Origin of the sequence: Bacillus cereus group sp. BfR-BA-01381, from assembly GCF_022663555.1 — a bacterium.
Taxonomy (GTDB): Bacteria; Bacillota; Bacilli; order Bacillales; family Bacillaceae_G; genus Bacillus_A; species Bacillus_A pacificus.
In genome coordinates this window covers 90,833-112,147 of sequence record NZ_JAKUFR010000005.1, presented here as the reverse complement: position 1 = coordinate 112,147, position 21,315 = coordinate 90,833, and the positions used below count along the sequence as shown (strand labels likewise).

Sequence of the window (21,315 nt, the reverse complement as noted above, 5' to 3'; positions counted from 1 at the left end):
AGGAAGCAACTAAAGCTGCTTCCTTACTTATCTATTCATAATCTTCTTCATCATCGATTTCTTCGTAATACGCATTACCATTACTTACATATATAGGGCCATTCGCAACATCAATACGTAATACCCATGCCCACGGCACAGCTAAACGCTTATGTATTGCTCGCCAAAAGCTCATTGATTTTCTTTCGTACTCCTGGAACTCCTGAAGTAACTCTTTGTAGGAGGAACCGTCTAACTGAATATTTGTTTCTAACAAACGAGAATGGGCATAGTACTGCAGCTCTAGTTCAGCAGCAATTTCCATTTCTTCTTCCGTTGCCATACCAATAATTGTTCCATCTGGTGGTACAATTTCATATACGTTGTGAACTTCAATAAGCCCTTCTTTCTCTTTCTCAAACATGTAAACAGCCTCCTTTAACATATTTTTTATGTTACAAAGTCATACTTCTACAATAATATCTCTCTTTCCTCTTTTTTTGATAAACTTTTACAAATTATTTATCTGATGACCCGTATTCTCTATCCTTTCGGCAGAAACTAAATCCTCATTATGAAAATTCAACTTAAATATATCGGGCATACGAATTGTTTTCCAAAATCGAAAATCATATTTTGAATCAAAATAATTCATGAGTAATACCATAATATTCCCATGAGTTCCTATTACAATATTCTTATCTTCATATGTTTTTAATATATTTTGCATACATATTACAGCACGCCTTTGCGCTACATCATTCGATTCTCCGCCTTCGTGTGCAAAATCCCAATCTTCCCACACCTTTTGGACCGCATCATTAAAATCTGCTACTGGCTCTGAACTTAATAACCTTTCTCGTAAATCTTCTTCTATTTGTATCGATACATGATATGTATTCGCAATTCCTTGTACAGTTTGAACTGCTCTTTTGTACGGGCTAGAAATCACTACATCAATATGTTTATCTTTTAATAAGCTTGTTACATTCTCTGCATCCAAGTGTCCTTTTTCAGATAAAGGACGCTCCCGTTCTTCTTTTGTATAGGTAGAATGGGCATGGCGAACGAAATATATTGTTGTCATTTATTCATCTCCTTTTTCCGTTTCTACCCAAATTCAATACATTACCATCAAATCCCTTTATCTTTATAATAAGTGCTTTCAAATTTAAATGTTGGTTTTCATATTAATAAAAGGAAACACCTCTATGGTATTTCCCTCATTTAAAATAGACTACATTCAATTAAATACTTTATCAATTTTATTTCTGTCGTATTCTAATATCCAATCATTATATGTATGATACATATTCCTAATTGTATTAGGAGAGGTAGCTAATACATCACAACCTCTATCATCATAAATGTGAAATATAGTATTCTTATTAATATTTATGAAATACACCCTATGAAAAATACGCGGTTTTATTCCCATATCTTGATTACAAATTGCTTTTATCATAGGAATGTATTTCAAGTCTGAAACTTTACATTTCAAAGTATATCTATGTGTTTTATATACCCCGTCTTCATCGTCTTCTGGAAAAACATAAGGGATTGTATTTTTCTGTAACTTAAACAAATCAGACTTCTCTTTTACATACTTAGAAAAGATATTCAATTTGTGTTTGAAAGTTTCACCGTCTGCATAGTCATCTACATCCACTACAATATACATATCGTCTGTTTCGGAATGTAAAGACTGAAATAAAGTAATGGCTCTATTATAAACGCCTTCTAAATATGGGCAGTTTTCATAAATGTTATTGTAATCATAGTTCATACCTAATTTAAAGCGAATACCAATAGCCCAACTATAAAATAGAGGTGGTCTAAGTTCTAAATTGGGAAACGTTTCAAGCATATACTCCTTCAACCTCATCTCAACACCTACCTTTAATAGCATCTTGTTTACATAATAAAATTATTCTATTATAATTTATTTCTAAATTCCTCACTTGTTATAATATCTCGAATAAAATAGTCTACATTATTTTTCAACTTTTGATATGCAATTTGATCTTCTATATCGTTAAACATAATGACAACTTCTACTTTATTCCCTTTCTTATCTGTACTATACAAACTTTTTGTCAATACGAATGCGGTAGAGCCACCTTTTTGACCAGCATATTCAAACTTACTATTTTTAACTGTTCCTTTGAAAATGTTCTCGATTTCTTCTTGCATTGATTTTGGAAAATACTTTCTACTATTTATCTTTTCCATTATACTCATATAATCTTTAGCGTTTGCTCCCACTAATCGATCTGACCAAATTCGCTGAAATTCCATATCTACCTTTAATGGAATATCCCGTTTTTTCCATTCTTCTTCATCTTTCATCCATTCCTGTATTTGTAACACATGCTTATTATATTCATCTTTTGACATGTTACGTAACGTTTTTAATGACTGATTTTCTGGCACATGAAGTTCTTTTTCTACGTATCCTCTCATATATAGTGCAGCCGTATAAGAAGTAAACTTATCATGACTAGTAAGCTCTAACTCTTTTATACTTTCATTTACTCTTTCTATTCCAAGCTTTTCTAACAAATATGTCGTATTTGCATTAGAACTATAATGAATCATACCTTTAGCGACTTCTTCTAAAGCGATTTGTCCATTTTTCACTAACTTTCTAGCTTCAGCGTCTTCTAACCAGTCAGGATGCGCTCCACCATCAGTGTTTTTAACGTAATATTTTTCTAGATCCTGTAATGAAATTTGTTCATCTCGGCTTATTTTTCCTTCTGACACTTGCTTAGCAAATTCAACTGCTATTACGATTTTTGCCATACTCGCTAATGGTAATTTTACATTTTCATTTATGGATATTACTACTTCCCCATTTTTCCTAATTAATAATGAACATGTTTTATCACCTTTATGTTCTTTTATGTACTGTAATACGTAATTAGGATCTTCTTTTGACAAATAGTACTTCGTAATGACAAAGAAAGCTATAACGGCTACTATAATGACTCCTGCAACAATTCCTATAATTTTTAATATGTTCACAATATACCCCCTCTCATACATTCCCTTCTATATTATAATTATAGCGAATCTAATTACAAAATTATACAAAATAGAATAACTCTTCCTAAAAAAGAAAGAGTTATTCTATTTCACATGAAGTTATTTGCCCATTTAACGTAACCACTATATTTGAGTCGCCACTTTCTTTAACACCTTTTATTCGATTTAAGTTAGAGGGACCAATTACAACTGACTCCTTAATTGGCGAAAGGTCTTTCCCTAATTTTTCCGCACTTACACCGTATGCCGCTTGAAATACTTCTGGTGGTGTTAATCTAAGTATGTCTGATCCTTCTGCTGTTTCAAACTGATCGTTATTGAAGAACAAATGTAATTGTACTTCTTCTGTTACCGCTGTGATCCAATGCCACCATCCCATTGGAATAAAGACAGTTTGCCCCGCTTTCATATGATAATTTTGCAATTGATTCGTTTCCGGATTTAAAATGGATGTAACTGCTTCTCCTGATACTACAACATCTAACTCCCACGCATTCGGATGCCAATGTGGTTCCCGCATATGCCCTTTTGTCATAAATAAATCAACAAACGCTCCTCCTATCATGGCTGGTAACTGCGTTGACGTAACTTCATATGCAACGTTTTTCTCATCCCTTTTAAAAAAGATATTTTTTCTCGAATCAAAGAAAAGGTTTGGAGTTCCTGAGCTTTTCTTTAAATTTTTATTATCTGGAACATAACCTGAACTACTCATTTTATCCCTCTTTTCCACTCCGAACATTTCCATCTTCACACTGTATCGTATGGAAAAAATGTATGAATGTGCCTAATCATTCACATAACAAAAAAACATGCCTTCATAAGGAGAGCATGTTTTGTGATATTTTTCACATTATTTAGCTAAAAATAAACTTTTTACTTACCATGATGTAACATTAAATCACTAAGTTCTTCTTCAATGTGATTTAATTTCGCAACGCCTTCTTTCCATTTATGAATATAACGTGAAACCCCAACGAAAAATAAAACGATAATTGTGGAAAGAATAATACCATACACGATTGTTACAGTACTCATAGTTACACTTCCTTATAATTAGTAATGTGGTTATTAGTTATATTTTTATTATAAACCTTTTTCTTTTAAAATACTTCAATTTCAACTTTTTGTAACAAAATTGATTTTTCTAATAATAATATTACATAACATGATAATGCTAGAAGAAATCTCTTTCAGATTTCTTCTAGCGTTATAATTCAAAGAACTAAAACTCTCATTCATAATCCTTTTACTTTACACCGACTGAAACCGTTTCTGGCAATGTACTACCACCATCAATGACAATGTGTGTACCTGTTATGTAGCTTGATTCATCGGATGCTAAAAAACCTGCTAACTGACCTACTTCTTCAATTTTCCCTAAACGTCCTAAAGGAACACCTGAAGCAATTCCATCGATTACATTACTCGGCTCATTTGGATCAGATTCATTTGCTATTTGCTCTGCCATTGGTGTCATAATGTAACCTGGACAAATTGCATTTACGGTAATATGATGTTTTGCAACTTCTCGTGCTAACGCTTTTGTAAATCCCCAAATTGCTGCTTTCGTCGTTGCATATGCAGTTTCCCCTTCATCAGCAACCAATGTTCCTGTTACAGAAGACATATTTACAATCTTTCCGTAATTTTTCTCAACCATATATGGCAATACCGCTTTAGAAAAATTCCATACCCCATTAATATTTACTTGAAATTGAAAATCACGCATTTCATCTGACATATCTAAAAAATTTGCAAGTCGAATAACACCGGCGTTATTTACTAACACATCAATCTTTCCGTACTTCTCATATGCATCTTTCGCTACTTCTTTTACAGCATCCATATCAGCTACATCGACTACATAACTTGCAGCATCTAACCCTTTACTTACAATATTTTTGGCTGTCTCATGAACTGTCTCTGAAATATCAACAAGTAATACTTTCGCCCCTAGCTCTGCAAATACATGAGCAATTCCAGCTCCGTTCCCCATCGCAGCTCCTGTAACAAAAGCAACCTTACCATCTAATTTCCCCATTTCATAACCCCCTTATAATATATAGAAAGCTTCTACACTTTTTATCATACCAAATATTCCCTCTCATTCTTTACAAAGCTCTATTTGTTGAAAAACGTTCAAAACTAGGAAAATTTTTCACAAATTATACAAAAGTTCACCATATGTACTATTACCATATGAGTTATATTATTTAATAGGAAAAAGGGGATGATATACTATGACGACTTGGTTTATTGTTATGTTAGTTGTATTTGGGGCATTTAAAATTATCGTTTCGAGCCTTCCTAACACTGTTATTGAATCCATTATTAGCAAGTACGAAACACATCCGCAACTGGAAGAAGAGAATGCGACTGTTACAATCAATGGAAATAACTTAGAAGGCGAACAAAAATCCAAAATTATTCATGATTTTAACGAAGGTTTATTTTTAGATCGCTATTATGCACCGCCACATAATGAGGGTACTCCTTTAATTATTAATGCAAAACGCGGCAAAAAAGATTTTACATTTTATATTTATAGTCATGAAGAGCATGTTGATGTTGTCAAGCAACATAAAAAGAAAGTAGTTGCTTATAGTTTACGCTCTAAAAATCTTCAAAATAGTGATATGTTCGTATCAGCTGATTTAGCTTAATACTCAAATATAAAAAGGAATTCATGGCATATGAATTCCTTTTTACTATTTACTGAAAAATAAGCTCTGTCTTCAAACTATCTTTCGGTAACAGCCATCCTTTTTGATCTAAACTCTGCATTAATAATTCTCTTTGTTCTTTTGCAATACTTTCCTCTTTTGTTTTAAACGACACTTCTATTACGAAATCATCTTCTATTTTCCCTGTATTACTTAGTTGCCAAACTTCAATATTCGTTTTAATATTTTCAAATCCCGCTGTATACCTTTTCATTAATACAGGGCCATAAATGCGAGAATTCTTGAGCATTTCTTCTCCCCAATTCGTATACAACCATTTGTTCATTTTCCCTGGTAACTTTTCTATTAACATGTTTTGAGCAGCTCGTTCGTTTGGTAAATCAAGTACTCCATATCCTTTCGCGCTGTAGCTTTTCTTATTTGAAATACTTAACGTTTTCTTCTCAAATCCCCAATCTATTTCCGCCTCATAGTTATCGGTTTTACTATCAAACCCATCATTTTTAGCCACTTCTAGTGCATCTTGAATGACACCATTTTGAATGGGATATCTTTTTTTATATGTTAGCTCAAAATCTTTACTAAATTCTTTCTTTCGAATTCTGGCAAACCAGCCTTCATTACTTAAATTTTTATTTGCCGTATCTAAAAATTGCACTTGTATTCTTTCATAATTTGTACCAGCCTGGAAATATTCTAGTACCTCTTGATTTATCTCTTTTTTATAACCTAATACTTGTTCTGGCTTTAATAATAACTTCACTTCAAAACTAGGTGTCATTGGACTGGCAGCAAACCCTTCTTTAACGTTATAAAGGAAACAACAAAAGAAAATACTTACGAATACAAATACTTTTTTCATATACCTATCCCCTTTACATTTCAAATGACTTCTATACGTTCCATAGTAAGTGAATATACATTTTCATACCCTGCGGTGCTAAGCTTTTTCTGTAATCGATCCGTATCCTCTTTCAATGCGTGTACTAATACCGTATGTTCTGGTGATAATGTATTTAACATCTCTTTCACATCTCTTATACTTTGGTGAACTTTATATGGAACTCGCTTCACCCTACATTCTTTACCTACACGTTCCTTCAAAACTTTTTCTGCAAAACTCCCTTTCGCAATATGTCCAGTAAAGATAATAGAATTTCGTTCTTCATTCCGGAGTTGTTCATAATATAACTGCGCTCGCTTCGTTTGCATATTTGCATCACTCATTACAACTATTCCATAACTATGTTGCGTACCGCTGTCATCATCCATAACTATTATGTTTCTTTTTAAACTCTCCATAAGCTCTTCAAGTTCTTCATTATTTTTGATCCAATCTTTATATGCGAACATCTGTTGGAATCCATCCAAAATTTCTTGATCTACTATAATGGGGAGTTCTTTATATTTTTTATATAAATACAATACGAGATCTTGCGCCCTACCAAGGGGTGGCAATGGTAGTAATGTTATCCCTTTATTCCCGGCGGCGCGTTCAATTTCTGTACATAGTTCTTTTATTCGTTCATGTTGCGAAACATCATCAGTATGATAAGCGGCATCTACGATTGCGACTTTTATATCGCCGTGCAACTTCTCAGGTAAATTAGCTCGTAGTATGTTAGACTCTGCTGAGTAATCGCCAGAATAAAATACATATGTATGACTCATATCCACTAAAAACCAAACAGCTCCTAATACATGCCCACTATACCCCCATTGAAAACGCAATGTAGGGGTAATCTGTACCCATTCATTCGGATTGCTAATCTCATCAATATATACATAATTTAAATCTTTCACATGTTGATCGGTATAAGGTACATGCCATCCTTGCGCCAAATTGTAGTTTCTCCATTTTTCATAGTAAGCTGGGAGTTGCTCCTTCGTATAACGAGTTGTCCATATTTTTTTCTTATATCCATACTTCGCTAATAAAGGTAAGCCCATCGTATGATCTTCATGAATATGTGACAAAAATACTGCATCTAAAAACGGTACAAATTCCCGTTCTATTTTTGGATAACTATCCTCATATGATCGATTAATACCACAATCAAATAATATTTTCGTCTCTTTATTTTTTACAAAGTAGCAGGAGCGACCGTATTCTCCCGCTCCTCCCCATACTTCTATCCTCATCATACTACCCCTTTTCGTTTTTGCTCCATATGTTGCAGAAGTAATAAACATAGTGTTGTAAGTCCAACTGAAACGACACCCATCGCCATTCCAATAGATACTTCTCCTTGTTCAAATTGAGCAAAAATAAATGTTGCTGACGTTTCTACCGATGGGGGTAGTACGAGAAGCGATGCTACTAACTCTCTTATTGAGATTGTAAATGTCATCGCCCATCCAGCAAGAATGCCCGGGATAATAAGAGGTAATATTATTTTTCTGAAAATATACATATAATTCCCAGAAAAAATACTTCCTGCCTGCACAAGAGAATCATCAATTTGCCCGAGCGATGCTTTTACATACTGCACCGTATAAGGTAAAAAAAGAACAACGTACGTTACGATTACCATGACTGGTGTATTGTAAATGGACAGAGGCATATAGGGTGAATTCCAAAATAAAATAAGCCCTACAACCATCACGATTCCTGGTACCATATTCGGTAACATACCGCACATATCAAGCCATTTTTCAGAGGGCTTTTTCCCCTTTCGAATCATAAGTGCTAAAAAGACGCCAATCATAACAGCAATAATCGCTGTTATAAGTGAAAAAAGAAAGCTGTTCCATAAGGCCTCTAATCCCGGAGATCCGATTGTAAATAATGCTTCATAATGGCTTGTTGTAAAGTTATTTACATGTAGGCCACCACCTCTTAGTTTTGATAATGAAGCAATCAGTATAGAAAAATACGGGATTCCAATTGATACGATTAATAAACCAATTACATAAAACCACGCTACAATGCGCGTAAATATAGACAATGTATACCTTTTAGATTTCACACCTTTTCCACTAACCATTGCGTATGAATACTTTCGATTTAATACGTTTTGCATATACCAAATGAGCATACATGCACTAAGTAATAAAGAAGATAATGCTGTTGCACTACTAAAATCAATTGGCCAACTCGAAATGAATTTATGAATCTCTGATGTTAACACATGAAATCCTATTCTTCGTCCAAATGTAGCCGGTGTTCCAAATTCAGCAATCGTCTTTACGAAAATGAGTAAAGCACCCATTACATAACTTGATACTAATAACGGCAATATTATTTTTTTTAAACGATAGAAAAAGCTTCCACCATGAACTGCTGCCGCTTCTTCTTTACTACTCCCAATTTGAAGTAATGTATTCTTCAACATGAAGTAAAGAAATGGGAATAAATGCAGACTCATAATTAAAACCATACCTCCTAAGCTAAAGAACGAAGATGAAATCGTCTTTAGCATCGGAAAAAACTGTTCAAAATAGCCGTTCGGTTGCATGAACAAAATCCAGCCCATCGATCCAATATACGGCGGAGTCATAAATGGAATCATAAAAACAATATCTAACTTACTATGCTTTCCGACATCTGTTTTGCTCATAATGAAAGCTAGTGGAAATGCAAAGATGGTTGCTCCTATTACTACGAGTACACCTAGAAGCATTGAGTTTAGAAAAATACCAGCTAATCCACCACTCTGCATCACTTCAAACGGCTTTAAAAAATTCCAACTACTATTTTCATATACACTAGAAAGTAAAATGAGAAAAAGCGGGATGACGATTAACATCGCCACAAGTAACAACGCTACCGTCATCCCAACTTGCCTTACTGATCCAAATCGATTTACCATGTAATCACCATCTTATTGAAATACTTTCTTAAATTGTTTTCCTATTTCATCTTGTTCTTTCTCAACTGTTTTCCAATCAATATTTAATACTGGAATCTCTTCCACATTTGGTCTATTTTCAGCTTTTATATCTGTTCTACCAGGTAATAAATATGCTTTAGAAATTTGTTTTTGTACATCATCTGATAATAAATAATCAATAAACTCTTTTGCACCTTCTACATTTTTACTATCCTTCATAATACCTGCTGCACGTGGGCTAATAACTGTTCCGCTTTTTGGATAAACAATATCAACTGGTTCACCCTTTGCTTTTGCACTGTACGTCATATAATCAACACCCGCAATGACCATATCTTTTGCTCCTGTTACAACTGGATCTAACGCTTCTTGATTTGCCCCTGCTACTGTAACTTCATTTTTCTTAAGCTGTTCAAATAAATTCCATCCATCTTTTCCATTCTTTTTCACATATCCTGTTACAAAGTCTAAAGCTGAACCTGAAAGTGCTGGATCTGGAAGATTCACTTTCCCTTTCCATTCTCCTTTTGTTATATCGTTCCAATCTTCAGGCGCTGTCTTCACATTTTTTGTGTTATACACAATTCCTAACGCTGAAGCACTATATCCAAAATAATGTCCTTTATCATCCGACCATTCAGAACGAAGCTTATCAGCTTGTTTCGCTTCTTTATAAGCTAACGTTTGTCCATCCTTTTTTAATCCTTCCATCGCTGGTAAAGATGCAAGTACTACTACGTCAACGACTGGATTTTTCTTTTCGGCTTCCATTCGCGCTAAAATCTTACCTGTTGTTCCTTGAAACATTTCCACTTTTATACCCGTTTTCTTTTCAAAGTCCTTTTGAATTTTTTCTGCTAATCCTTTTGGTCCTGCACTATATACAACAATCTTCTTTTCATTCGTAGTTTTACCTTTTGCATCTGCATTACCTGTCTTTGAACTACACCCTGTTACTACGGCAGAAAATAATAAAGTACATACAAATAACGACTTAAGCGAACTGAATTTCTTCATACGATTCTCCCCCTATATGATGAATACATTTTTTCGGTACATATAACGATACTGGCTTTCCGATGCTTATCTTACTATTGTGATAAGCTGTCCATATTCCGATGGCCCCCATATTTACTTTCACTTCATAGCGTTCTCCTACATATGTAACGTGCTGAACTTCACCTGTATACATTTCGCACACTTCATTTTTTGTCCAACTTATATGCTCTGGGCGAACCATTTTTTCCCCCTCTACAAGCCAATTTGCCTTACCAACAAATTTTGCAACAAATTCATGAGATGGCTTCCCATAAATGTCTTCTGGTGTTCCTTTTTGTAATACTTCTCCTTGTTTCATGACAATAATTTGGTCTGACATTGACATCGCTTCTGTTTGATCGTGAGTAACATACAATGCCGTTAAACCAATAGAATGAACGATATCCATAAGCTCTAATCGCATTTCTTCTCGCAAAATTGCATCGAGTGCACTGAGCGGTTCATCAAACAAAATGAAATGTGGTTTCGTTACAATTGCTCTCGCAAATGCGACACGTTGCTGCTGTCCGCCAGAGAGTTCATGCGGATATCTTTTCTCCATTCCTTGCAAGCGAACTCGCTTTATTGCCTCTTCTACTTTTTCCCGTAATTGATTCGTTTGCTTTGTAGCTCTTAAACCAAATGCAACATTTTCAAATACAGTCATGTGTGGCCATAAAGCAAAATCTTGAAATACCATACCGATATTACGTTCATGAGGAGATGTTTTTATTTTTTTAGAAGAAGAATACATGCACGTATCTCCAAAATATATTTCACCTTTATCTGGCTCTTCCAGTCCTGCAATCATTCTGAGTAATGTCGTTTTCCCGCATCCCGAAGGCCCTAAAAGTGTGGTGAATTCACCTTGTTTCATCACAATTTGTAACGGCTTTAACGCTTGTACTTTTCCAAATGATTTTTCTAATCCACTAATTTTAATATCCATCGTTTCACCTCTCTCCCCTCACTCTTAACCTGCTTTCATTCTATATGGAAGATTTATACTGAATGTTAATGTACTGTAAAGATTAAATTAAAAAACTTCTAATAAACTATTTATTTCTATAGATTTTTTCTATAGTTAGAAGAAAAAGGGGCAACTTGCCATGAATCTCTTAAAATTAGAAATTGTAGTGCTTATTAAGAAATACAAAAAACTCACGATTGTTGCAGAACAGCTTGGAGTTAAACAACCTACTATTACATTCCATATAAAAAGCTTAGAAGAGGAACTCGGTGTTCCTTTATTTGAATTACGTTCTGGAAGATATTTCTTAACAGAGGCTGGTGAGGCATTACATCATTATGCTTGTAAAATAGACGCACTGATGAAGGAAGCTAGGCGGGTCACGCAAGAATTTAAAGATTTTCATAAAGGTGCTATAACAATTGGCGCTAGTTATGTACCAGCGACATATCTTTTACCAGAAATTGTTCATCAATTTCAATGTGAATTTCCAAATATAAAAATAACACTTATGGTAAAAACAGCTCCTGAAATTCGAACGATGCTACAAAATCATGAAATTGATCTCGGTGTAATTTCAGCAGCACCGTTTGATGAATCACTTTTAAAACAGACGAATGTAATGCCTGATACACTTGTTCTTGCTTTCTCCAAAGAACATCATTTTTCCAAAAAAGAAAATGTATCACTACAAGATATTGAAAAAGAACGTATAATATTGCATCGTAATCCATCTACAACGAGAGATTTACTTACAAAATGGATGTTAGCTCATAACATTATATTCCAATCCGAAATTGAATTAGATTCATTAGAAACGATGAAACAAATTTTAAAATACGGTAATGGGGTTGCCTTTATTTCTAAACTTGCTATTGAACAAGAAGTACAACGAAATGAACTACGCTACATACCCATCCCTGAATTTGAATTTCAACGTAACATTTATACGATTCATCATGAGGACAGATGGAATTCTAAAATTATTTCTTTTTTACTACATAGCATTACTTCTTATGCAACAAAAAATTAAAAGACTGTCGTTTTACACGACAGTCTTTTACACTATAACTCTATTTATTTTTCTTCGCTTCAATTTTTGCTTGCGCCTCTTCAGCCTTATCTAATGCTTCTGAAACTATTTTCTCTTTTTCTTTCACATCATCTATACTATCTACAGCTTTAATGAGTTTATCAATTCCTTCTTCTTCTACTTTTCTCCGTTTTGCTACTCTTTCATTTACTTTCTCTTCTACATCTTTTGCTTTTTGAAGCATATTCTCCGCATTTGATGTTACAGCTGTTTCAAGTACATCGTCTTTTTTCATTTGTAACACTTCATTTGCAATGTCTTTCGCTTCTAAATACTTACCGTCTTTTAATGCTGTCGCTCCGTGATCCATTTTCTCGGCCATTTCTTTATATGATTTCGCTTCATTTCCCGATTTCTCTTTTTCTGCTTTTTCAAACCACATTGTTGCATCACTATATTTTTCATCTTTCAATGATTGCATACCTGTTTCAATATATGTGTCATAATTACTACATCCAGCCATTACGACTAACAGAAAAAGCATAACAAAACTTAATTTTTTCATGATGTTTTCTCCTTTTCTTTGCCTGCTCACTTTACTTTAACATACATGAAAAAGAGTTTCAAAAACTAAAATACTGATTTGGTCATTTTTATAATGATAAGTCAAATTTTTATTATTTTATTATTTTTAAGCCGACACATCCACTTGCTTCTTCGCCATATGTTGCCTTACTCCAATTAATACAACTAACAATAAACCTCCACCTATTGTCATCATAACAATGCTAGTTGGTAACATATCTAATAATAATCCATATACAATCATACCGAGCGGTGCGATTGCAGTCGCAATTGTTTCAAGTAGGCCAAATACACGCCCTAAGTAGCTCGGATCTGTCGTTTTTTGCATATGTACTTGCATCGGAATATTGACAACCATAATTGCTATACCCGTTAACATCATAAAAGCAATATAGTAAATAAAACTCGCTACTTTTGGAATAATAACTAACAACGGAAAGACTGTACATAAACTTAACCCCGCAAATAAAAACAATCCAGTATAAATAGAACGAAACGGATTATTCACTTCTTTACGCACAGATAAAGCAATCGCACCCATTAGCATCCCGACTGCTAACATTCCCTCTACAGTACCGAGTTGCTTTGAAGATAAATGCAATGTATGGACGATAATGTATGGAAGTGCAACGGTTAGCCCACAAGCAAAAAAGTTTACCCACAATGCTATTTTCATTAAACCATATATTTCATGTTGTCGTTTTACATATGAAAAACCTTCTTTTATACTCATCAAGAAATGCTCTTTACTCTCAGCCACTTCTTTTTTATATAAATCAAATACGATAAATAATTGCAAAATAACCGCTAAAAAGAACGTAATGCTATTTAACAAAAAGAACGACTGAATTGAAAAGAAACCAAATACGACTCCGCCAATAATCGGCCCTAAAATATTTGATAAAGAAGCCGCCGTTTGATTTAAAGCACTCGCTTTTTGAATACGTCCTTCGTCTACTAAACTCGGAATAGATGAAGTTAATGCTACAGAATAAAAACTTGCACAAATTGATAATACTGCTGCTGAAACATAAATAAAAAGAAGCGATGGTCCAAATATAGTAGCAAGGATAAACATAATAAGCATCGTTAAACTACTTAATAAATCCGTACCAATGACAAGCCATCTTCGATTCACACGGTCTGCTACAGCACCTGCAATCGGACCACAAATCATCCTTGGAAGCGACCCGCAAACGAGCGTAGTAGCAAACCCCATTCCTGAACCTGTTGTCTTTAGTACGTATAACCCCATTGCAAACGTATAAATACCTGCGCCTAATAAAGACGTCATTTTTCCAATCATCATTAAAATGATATTTCTCGTTGCAATCTTCATTCTTGAATCAGTTTGACCTATACTTACATCTTCCATTCTGACACTCTCCCCTTAAAAGTTAAATTGTGTTAAACTTATTATATAATCAGCTTTCCAATTATTACAACAAAAAGTTAAATACAATTTAACTTTTTAATTATAAAGGAGCAATAATATGGCAACTCTCGGTGAAAAAATTAAAGCGTTACGTAAAGAAAAAAAACTTACACAAACAGAGCTGGCAGGTTCGAAACTTACAAAAAGTATGCTTAGTCAAATTGAAAATGGAAAAGCTACACCATCCATGAAAACATTACAATATATCGCTGAAAAACTTGAATGTGAAGCGAGTTTTTTATTAGAAGATGATGATGGAGAAATTGTAGAACTCATTACAAAAATGGAGCAACTCATAAAAGAAAATAAATGTGATGAAGTGTACGAGACTTTACTACCTATCGTTCAAAAAGAGCTCCCTTCTACTTTAAATACGGCTCGTATATACAAACAATTCGTAACTGCTGCGGTGATTATGAAAGATTACAACATTGAATCTTACGTAGAAAAAGCTGTTTCTATTTTCGAAAAATATAAGTTATACCGAGAAAGTACGGAAACAAAATTAAAATTATCTTTTGCGATATTCACACGTAAAAAGTATGCAGAATGTTTACAACTTATTTCTAATATTAGAAATGATTATGAAGAGAAACATTTAGAAATGGATCTTATTATACACATTGATTTATGTTTATATGAAGCCATCATATTACTAGCATGTGGCGATTATGAAAAATGTGAAGAAACGATATTAGAGACACTCGCATTTTCAAAAAAACATCAAGTGTATTATAAAACAGATGTATTTTACCGGATTTTATCTTACCAAAAAGTCATTACAGTTGATAAAGAGCGTTATTTATATTACATAAAAAAATCTGAACAATTTGCCATTTTTACAGAAGATACTCTATCCATTGCGATGACTAATATTTTAAAAGCTTACTACTACAACACCATTACTAATGAATATACAATCGCATTAAAACATCTAGAACAATATCGAGAAAAACTAAAAAATCAGCCCATTTTTCAAGACGACGGATTGTATTATCTTGAAAAAGGAAAATCTTTATACGGATTAAAACGTTACGAAGAAGCTTTACAAGCATTGGAACGTGGCATTATACCGGATTATATGAACCATCCACTGGATCAAGCGTGGCTTACAACGGCAGGTGCATATCGTGCACTTTGTTACGTCAAACTGAATGATAAAAAAAGAGCTCTTGAAGAAGCAACAAAAGCAAATGAAATAATACAATCGTATCCGGATTCTATTTTCTCTTCATTTATTAAAGAAACATTACAAATAATACAAAAACTTTAAGAATGTCTCGAAATGGTATATTATTCCTCTTTTTTAGCAAAGATAATAATGATGGGAGGAATATAAATGAATATTCAACGTGCAAAAGAGCTTTCTGTGTCATCTGAACAAGCGAATGTCAGTTTTCAAGGCATGCCTGTTACAATTCAACACGTCGACGAAAGCAACGAAACCGCCCGCATATATGAAGTTAAAAATCCAGGACGCGAATTAACGGTTCCAGTTAATAGCTTAGAGGAAATATAAAAAATGCCACTTCAATTTTGAAGTGGCATTTTTCTTTTTTTAGATTACTTATTATAAATTTCTTTTATCTTATAGAAGTCGAAAAAATAATAATTTTCCACTTCTTTTCTTTTTGTGACCTGCTAAAATACAAACTATGGATTAATTATTCACACTATACATGAAGGGGGAAAAATAATGGCATCTAATTTAGAAAAAAACAAGTCTTATTATGCAGTTATATTCACTTCTAATTTATCAAATAATACAACAGATTATAGTGATGTTGCCGACAAAATGGAGGAACTTGCAAAGCAGCAACCTGGATTTCTAGGTGTAGAAAGTGCGCGAGATCATTCAGGGCTCGGAATCACAATTTCTTATTGGGAATCACTTGAGGCGATTGAAAATTGGAAACGGAATGCCTTACATAGAGAAGCGAAAAAAAGAGGTCGTGAGCAATGGTATGAAAACTTCCACCTTCGCATCTGCCTTGTTGAAAAAGAATTTAAGTTTCATAAAGGTACTGTATAACGATGAAGAAAAAATTAGCTCTCATTGCTGTTCATGAAATATATGGTGTGAACGACCATATGCATCACGTTATCCATCACTTTACTTCATCTCATATAGATGTATTCTGTCCTAATCTGCTACAATCACAACATGCATTTCATTATAGTGATGAAGAAAAAGCATATCATTTTTTTATGAATCATATTGGATTTGAAGATGGAAAAAAGCAAATTGAAACATTCATTACTCATCTTTCTAGTCGTTACACACATATTGGACTTATCGGCTTTAGTGTTGGTGCTACCATCTCATGGCTATGTAGTAACAATCCGAAAATAGATTTTATTATCGGATGCTACGGTTCCCGTATACGTGACTATATTCATATGAAACCAACATGTGCTACCTTACTTATATTCCCTGAAAAAGAAGCTAGTTTTTCAGTATCCTCTTTCATTCAAACATTGCAGCAACAAAAAAATCCTTTATTAGAAACACACCAACTACACGGTGAACATGGTTTTCTAAATCCGTACACTGAAAAATATAACGGGCACTCTACAAATCAAGCATATAATTTAATAGAGTCATTTCTTGTAAAAAACACTCTTATAAAGGAGATGTAAATGACACTTACATTACTCTTACTGATTTTCATATTCATTGCCTTTTTCTCAGCGCTAACTATTATTTTAGTAACCGTAAAAAAGGGGGAGTTTTCCAAACGTCCCTACTTACAATCTATTATCGTTTACATTTTATTTTTTACAAATTGGATCTTATATTTATCAACCTTTTATGCGTTACTTCCCGAAAAAATTAGCGAGTTACTATTCCTGCCCATTTGGTTTTTCCTTTGCATATTAGGCTTTATCGCTTTCTGGCGCGAATGGAGAAACAACCGTGTATTCTCCATATGTATCGGTTTTCTTTCCTTTATTAGTTTTTTATTTGGGCTGTTTTTTTTACTTCTTGCGGGAATGTAGCTATGAAATGAGAGTAAAGACCTAATTACATTCTTTCATTAACAGCTTTGACCTGAACTTGGTATAATATCAAGTTTGGGTCTTTTAATTTCCTCTTAATCTTTATATGATTATTACATCCATGGTGCTAAAGAACTGCCCGGCCCCGTCATTCTCCTCAATATACTTTTGAAGTCGTATAATAAATCATATCGATTTCAATTAATTTTCTACTTATTTTCAACAATTAAACTCTCTTCTTTTAAACAAATTGAAACTATATGGCATTTTCTTAATAATCGTAAAACCAATGTTAAAAATTATTAATCTTTATACTTTATTATTTACGTGTTCAATTAAATACATTATCCTCTTTATTGATAAGGCCTCTCAATAATAAATTAACAAGGGAGAAACATATGAAAACAAAATTTTTTCTATTATCACTGCTTTAACCTTACTAACATGTTTCGCTATACCAACATTAGCAGCATCTAGTAGTTACAGTTTTAAAATGGATCATCGAGTGGTAGATGGTAGTAAAAACAAACAATTCCACACACTTTCTAAAGGTAGTGTATATATCAATGGGAGTGCATATGTATATTCTACTGATGGAGGAGCTGTGGGGCCTTACGATGTAAATTATACTCTATATAGATCTGCATGGGGTTCGTGGAACTGTTAATGGTGGCATAAATAGATCTTTCTCTGGTGCATATAATGTTGATAAAAATTCAAATGAATACTACTTATTTATTTGGAAAACAAATGACGATGGACAAAATATAAGAGGAAATGGGAAAATATCTAATTAAAATATCACCACTAAACTATGAGGGTTTTACACATGCTAATTGACTTTGATGGTTTTATTCTTATTGGAGCGTTTATTATGTTGTTATTTTTACTTCTCTTTTTTAAGTTACACCTAAAAAAGAGAAGCATGTACTTACTATTTTTTTCAATATTTTATTTGTATCTTTGTGTAGTATTTAATTATACCCAATTCCCAATTATTATAGATGAAAATATGAAAAAAGAAATTGGACAAAATGTATGGAGAGATGCTAATTTTATACCATTTAACACGGACCATTTTGCTATAACAACATCAATACTTAATATACTACTAACCATTCCTTTTGGCTTTGGTTTTCCTTATATAAAAAAGACGAATTTCAAACAGGTTGTTTTATTAGGAATTGCATTAGGAGTCTTATTAGAAACTCTACAACTTTTATCAGCACTTTATGCCGGATTCACTTTTCGATATGTCGATATAAACGATGTAATATTTAATTGTATGGGTGTAATTTTAGGATACGGTATATCAAAGGGTTTTACCCTTGTGTATAGAGCATTTATACACAAATTTGATATTAAATTGAATTCCTTTTTAAGATATATTTATGAAACGAACGACCAGTCTATATAATTTGGTCTTTAAAATTAATACAAACACACGTATTTACGAACGGCGGACAAAAATGGATGTTCCAAAAATAGTTACTCAGCTATCTTTGGAACATCTCTCAATCTTTTTATATTGTATTATACATGGAATTATAAAATTTAAGCATAAGCAATATACAATACACCCAAATAGTAAAAAGGAAGAAAAGCCAACATTCAACTTTTCTTCCTTTTATGTTTACCTTTAGCTTTCACTGTCACTGATTCACAAGGTGTATAATATATTTGAGGTGTCGCCTTATCAACAAACATCATAAACGTAATGAAGCCGATAATAAAGAAAATAAACAACGTTAACAAAATTGCTCCTATCGTTAAAAGTATCATAACACCACCCCTATATTTTTCATGTTATTACACTTTTCGCTATGATATGACCGTAATCCTTTTTAGAAAAAGAAACGTAACAAAATAATCACAATCACGCCAGTTAATACTGTACCTAATAAACTACGAGTATATATTGCGACAAGAAATGTTGGAATTGCTGCGATAAGGTAATCCCACTGCATCGTCTCATGCATAAATAAAACTTGCGCTAAAAGTGCTGCTAATATCGCGATTGGTATGTAATTTAACCATTTTAAACCCCAGTCTGGAATTTGTAGTTTACTAAATACGAGTAGAGGTAAAATACGTGGCACGAGTGTGACAGCTCCCGCTGCTAATAAAAGTAATAATACGTCTAATCTCATTTCCATTTTTCAATCATCACTCCAATCGGCGCAGCTAGTAATGTTGCGATAATAACCGCTATACTATCTGGCATAAATAAGTGTGAAACATATGCGATGATAATTGCTACAATTGCAACAGTAAGATGAATTGCTAGCTTCGGTTTACTACTTATAAGCTGAAGTACAAATAACCCGATAAACATTGCTGGTAATGCATAATCCATCCCGTACGTATGCGGGTCTGGTATCCACTCACCAAACAGCCCGCCGATAATAGTAGCAAGAATCCAATTTAAATACGCTGTTACGTTAAGCCCGATCATCCATTTTTCACCTAAATATCCTTTTTGCGCCGCATGCTGTACTGCAACGCCAAACGTTTCATCTGTAATTTGCGAACCGATTAGTAAGTTTTTAAATAGAGGCAGTTTCGTAAAATACGGCGCAAGTGCAGCACTCATAAGAAGGTGGCGCAAGTTAACAAAAAATACAGTAAAAATAATTGCGGAAGCAGGTGCACCAGCTGCATACATACCAGCTAATATAAATTGGGCAGAACCTGCATAAATTAAAGTGGACATAAACGCAATTTCAATAATGGAGAAACCAGCTGTTTTTGCAATTACACCAGCTGCTATACCGATGCTTAAATAACCAAATACAGTTGGTAAACAATCTTTTACTCCTTGCTGAAATGTATCATCGCTCTGCAAAGCTACATGTGCCTCAGCTTTACTCATCCTTATCATCCTCCATTCCTTCCATAGTTCGTTTTCCTGTTACGACATGAACTAAATCTATATTTTCACGCCACAACATATCTAACTTATCAGCTCCAAATTCCTTCGTGATTTCTTCAACCATAATATCGTGGCGCACATACTCTGTAGCAACGAGAACTAGCGCTGGGTCATACGTTGTAACAGCCCACGAAGTGCTATCATTTGAGAAGTTCGCAATTAATACTTCCTCTCCATCACGAGCAATAACAGTTAAATGACCACCCATTCTCTTTTCAACAACGTGAGGTGTCATATAATTATGGTGAAACGTCGCGCCTATTTTTGTTTCTGGCGCGCCAAATAAGATTGAAAATATATGTACGCCTTCCTCTTCTTTTTGATGAATGTATGGCTCAATTTCATGCACTTGATCTTCCCATACAGAAATCCATAACTCTTCCTTTGCTCTATTAATTATATTGCAAATTTCTTTTAAAACACGATCATTTGAGCGAATATGCGAAATTACATCTATTTGTCGCTCTTGTTCTAAACCATTTAATTTCTCATCTAAAAATTCAAAGGACTTTTCAAAGTCTTTTCGCATTCGATTCATTAATTCAGTAGCTGGTACTGGTACATATTTAACTGGTTCAGAAGGTACAATATGTACTGCTCCTTTATCCATTAACTTACCGAGTACCTCGTAAATCATAGAACGAGGTACTCCTGTTTGTTTACTCACTTCATACCCAGTTACTGGGGAATGTTTTAGTAATCCAATATACGCTTTACATTCGTACTGGGAAAAACCTAACTTTTGTAATTCTTTTATAATTTCATCCATTAGTAC

26 protein-coding genes and 1 pseudogene are annotated in these 21,315 nt (G+C 33.7%); 9 read left to right on the top strand and 18 right to left on the bottom strand.

From position 1 onward, the window contains the following. Positions 1 to 31: 31 nt before the first annotated feature. The 7 genes from MR079_RS03325 to ucpA form a co-directional block, all read right to left on the bottom strand. On the bottom strand, positions 32 to 403 hold the full coding sequence (locus tag MR079_RS03325; RefSeq protein ID WP_098921463.1) for a hypothetical protein: 372 nt from the start codon (positions 401 to 403) through the stop codon (positions 32 to 34). 87 nt (positions 404 to 490) lie between these two features. Beyond that, positions 491 to 1,066, bottom strand: coding sequence for a histidine phosphatase family protein (locus MR079_RS03320; RefSeq protein ID WP_242293512.1), 576 nt, complete (start codon positions 1,064 to 1,066; stop codon positions 491 to 493). A 156-nt stretch (positions 1,067 to 1,222) separates the two neighbouring features. Continuing rightward, a complete protein-coding gene (locus tag MR079_RS03315; protein WP_242293511.1) occupies positions 1,223 to 1,864 on the bottom strand; it encodes a DUF3885 domain-containing protein in 642 nt (213 codons plus the stop codon). 50 nt (positions 1,865 to 1,914) lie between these two features. Further along, positions 1,915 to 3,006, bottom strand: coding sequence for a serine hydrolase (locus tag MR079_RS03310; RefSeq protein ID WP_242293510.1), 1,092 nt, complete (start codon positions 3,004 to 3,006; stop codon positions 1,915 to 1,917). A gap of 100 nt (positions 3,007 to 3,106) precedes the next feature. Then, positions 3,107 to 3,742 carry a cupin domain-containing protein gene (locus tag MR079_RS03305; RefSeq protein ID WP_139867889.1) on the bottom strand — a complete coding sequence of 212 codons (636 nt, stop codon included), beginning with the start codon at positions 3,740 to 3,742 and terminating at the stop codon, positions 3,107 to 3,109. Positions 3,743 to 3,903: 161 nt separating this feature from the next. Next, positions 3,904 to 4,065 (bottom strand): hypothetical protein, encoded by a 162-nt coding sequence (locus tag MR079_RS03300; protein WP_000109006.1) that lies wholly within the window; start codon positions 4,063 to 4,065, stop codon positions 3,904 to 3,906. A gap of 211 nt (positions 4,066 to 4,276) precedes the next feature. Next, positions 4,277 to 5,071, bottom strand: a complete 795-nt coding sequence (gene ucpA, locus MR079_RS03295; RefSeq protein ID WP_000517016.1) for an SDR family oxidoreductase UcpA — start codon at positions 5,069 to 5,071, stop codon at positions 4,277 to 4,279. A 199-nt stretch (positions 5,072 to 5,270) separates the two neighbouring features. Here ucpA and MR079_RS03290 point away from each other — a divergent pair, with 199 nt between their 5' ends. Beyond that, the gene (locus tag MR079_RS03290) at positions 5,271 to 5,693 is read left to right on the top strand and encodes a YfmQ family protein (protein ID WP_139867891.1); all 423 of its coding nucleotides are present in this window, start codon (positions 5,271 to 5,273) and stop codon (positions 5,691 to 5,693) included. A gap of 49 nt (positions 5,694 to 5,742) precedes the next feature. Here the strand turns inward: MR079_RS03290 and MR079_RS03285 are convergent, their stop codons facing one another. The 5 genes from MR079_RS03285 to MR079_RS03265 are packed head-to-tail and all read right to left on the bottom strand — an operon-like array spanning position 5,743 to position 11,534. Next, the gene (locus MR079_RS03285; protein ID WP_242293509.1) at positions 5,743 to 6,576 is read right to left on the bottom strand and encodes a hypothetical protein; all 834 of its coding nucleotides are present in this window, start codon (positions 6,574 to 6,576) and stop codon (positions 5,743 to 5,745) included. Positions 6,577 to 6,596: 20 nt separating this feature from the next. Continuing rightward, the gene (locus MR079_RS03280; RefSeq protein WP_242293508.1) at positions 6,597 to 7,859 is read right to left on the bottom strand and encodes an MBL fold metallo-hydrolase; all 1,263 of its coding nucleotides are present in this window, start codon (positions 7,857 to 7,859) and stop codon (positions 6,597 to 6,599) included. Then, on the bottom strand, positions 7,856 to 9,526 hold the full coding sequence (locus MR079_RS03275; RefSeq protein WP_242293507.1) for an ABC transporter permease: 1,671 nt from the start codon (positions 9,524 to 9,526) through the stop codon (positions 7,856 to 7,858). Before MR079_RS03275 ends, MR079_RS03280 begins: the two co-directional genes overlap by 4 nt. 12 nt (positions 9,527 to 9,538) lie before the next feature. Next, positions 9,539 to 10,564 (bottom strand): ABC transporter substrate-binding protein, encoded by a 1,026-nt coding sequence (locus MR079_RS03270; RefSeq protein WP_242293506.1) that lies wholly within the window; start codon positions 10,562 to 10,564, stop codon positions 9,539 to 9,541. Further along, positions 10,542 to 11,534, bottom strand: coding sequence for an ABC transporter ATP-binding protein (locus MR079_RS03265; RefSeq protein WP_242293505.1), 993 nt, complete (start codon positions 11,532 to 11,534; stop codon positions 10,542 to 10,544). Before MR079_RS03265 ends, MR079_RS03270 begins: the two co-directional genes overlap by 23 nt. 160 nt (positions 11,535 to 11,694) lie before the next feature. On the opposite strand from MR079_RS03265, the gene MR079_RS03260 reads away from it, so the two are divergent. Continuing rightward, the gene (locus MR079_RS03260; RefSeq protein WP_139867903.1) at positions 11,695 to 12,588 is read left to right on the top strand and encodes a LysR family transcriptional regulator; all 894 of its coding nucleotides are present in this window, start codon (positions 11,695 to 11,697) and stop codon (positions 12,586 to 12,588) included. A gap of 40 nt (positions 12,589 to 12,628) precedes the next feature. Here MR079_RS03260 and MR079_RS03255 read toward each other — a convergent pair whose 3' ends face one another. Together MR079_RS03255 and MR079_RS03250 are read right to left on the bottom strand one after the other, a co-directional pair. Further along, entirely contained in the window at positions 12,629 to 13,153 is a 525-nt protein-coding gene (locus tag MR079_RS03255; RefSeq protein ID WP_242293504.1) for a COG3014 family protein, read from the bottom strand. Positions 13,154 to 13,279: 126 nt separating this feature from the next. Then, positions 13,280 to 14,548 (bottom strand): MFS transporter, encoded by a 1,269-nt coding sequence (locus MR079_RS03250; protein ID WP_242293503.1) that lies wholly within the window; start codon positions 14,546 to 14,548, stop codon positions 13,280 to 13,282. Between the two features lie 118 nt (positions 14,549 to 14,666). Here MR079_RS03250 and MR079_RS03245 point away from each other — a divergent pair, with 118 nt between their 5' ends. From MR079_RS03245 to MR079_RS03220, 7 genes and pseudogenes are all read left to right on the top strand, one after another. Beyond that, on the top strand, positions 14,667 to 15,881 hold the full coding sequence (locus MR079_RS03245) for a helix-turn-helix domain-containing protein (protein WP_242293502.1): 1,215 nt from the start codon (positions 14,667 to 14,669) through the stop codon (positions 15,879 to 15,881). Between the two features lie 66 nt (positions 15,882 to 15,947). Beyond that, a complete protein-coding gene (locus MR079_RS03240; protein ID WP_071723071.1) occupies positions 15,948 to 16,127 on the top strand; it encodes an H-type small acid-soluble spore protein in 180 nt (59 codons plus the stop codon). Between the two features lie 177 nt (positions 16,128 to 16,304). Next, complete coding sequence (locus tag MR079_RS03235; RefSeq protein WP_242293501.1) at positions 16,305 to 16,640, top strand: antibiotic biosynthesis monooxygenase family protein; 336 nt, start codon at positions 16,305 to 16,307, stop codon at positions 16,638 to 16,640. A 2-nt stretch (positions 16,641 to 16,642) separates the two neighbouring features. After that, positions 16,643 to 17,248: a dienelactone hydrolase family protein gene (locus tag MR079_RS03230; RefSeq protein ID WP_242293500.1), complete on the top strand. Its 606-nt coding sequence runs from the start codon at positions 16,643 to 16,645 to the stop codon at positions 17,246 to 17,248. Next, positions 17,249 to 17,608 (top strand): hypothetical protein, encoded by a 360-nt coding sequence (locus tag MR079_RS03225; RefSeq protein ID WP_242293499.1) that lies wholly within the window; start codon positions 17,249 to 17,251, stop codon positions 17,606 to 17,608. A 379-nt stretch (positions 17,609 to 17,987) separates the two neighbouring features. Further along, positions 17,988 to 18,405: pseudogene (locus tag MR079_RS29320) on the top strand (hypothetical protein). A gap of 32 nt (positions 18,406 to 18,437) precedes the next feature. Then, positions 18,438 to 19,025, top strand: coding sequence for a VanZ family protein (locus MR079_RS03220; protein WP_242293498.1), 588 nt, complete (start codon positions 18,438 to 18,440; stop codon positions 19,023 to 19,025). Positions 19,026 to 19,219: 194 nt separating this feature from the next. Here MR079_RS03220 and MR079_RS03215 read toward each other — a convergent pair whose 3' ends face one another. From MR079_RS03215 to MR079_RS03200, 4 genes are all read right to left on the bottom strand, one after another. Continuing rightward, entirely contained in the window at positions 19,220 to 19,390 is a 171-nt protein-coding gene (locus tag MR079_RS03215) for a DUF3951 domain-containing protein (RefSeq protein ID WP_000602230.1), read from the bottom strand. A gap of 62 nt (positions 19,391 to 19,452) precedes the next feature. Beyond that, the gene (locus MR079_RS03210) at positions 19,453 to 19,764 is read right to left on the bottom strand and encodes an AzlD domain-containing protein (RefSeq protein ID WP_000425942.1); all 312 of its coding nucleotides are present in this window, start codon (positions 19,762 to 19,764) and stop codon (positions 19,453 to 19,455) included. After that, complete coding sequence (locus tag MR079_RS03205) at positions 19,755 to 20,480, bottom strand: AzlC family ABC transporter permease (RefSeq protein ID WP_242293497.1); 726 nt, start codon at positions 20,478 to 20,480, stop codon at positions 19,755 to 19,757. Before MR079_RS03205 ends, MR079_RS03210 begins: the two co-directional genes overlap by 10 nt. After that, positions 20,473 to 21,309, bottom strand: coding sequence for a TrmB family transcriptional regulator (locus MR079_RS03200; protein ID WP_061131089.1), 837 nt, complete (start codon positions 21,307 to 21,309; stop codon positions 20,473 to 20,475). The genes MR079_RS03205 and MR079_RS03200 overlap by 8 nt, the downstream gene beginning before the upstream one ends. Between the last annotated feature and the right edge of the window lie 6 nt (positions 21,310 to 21,315).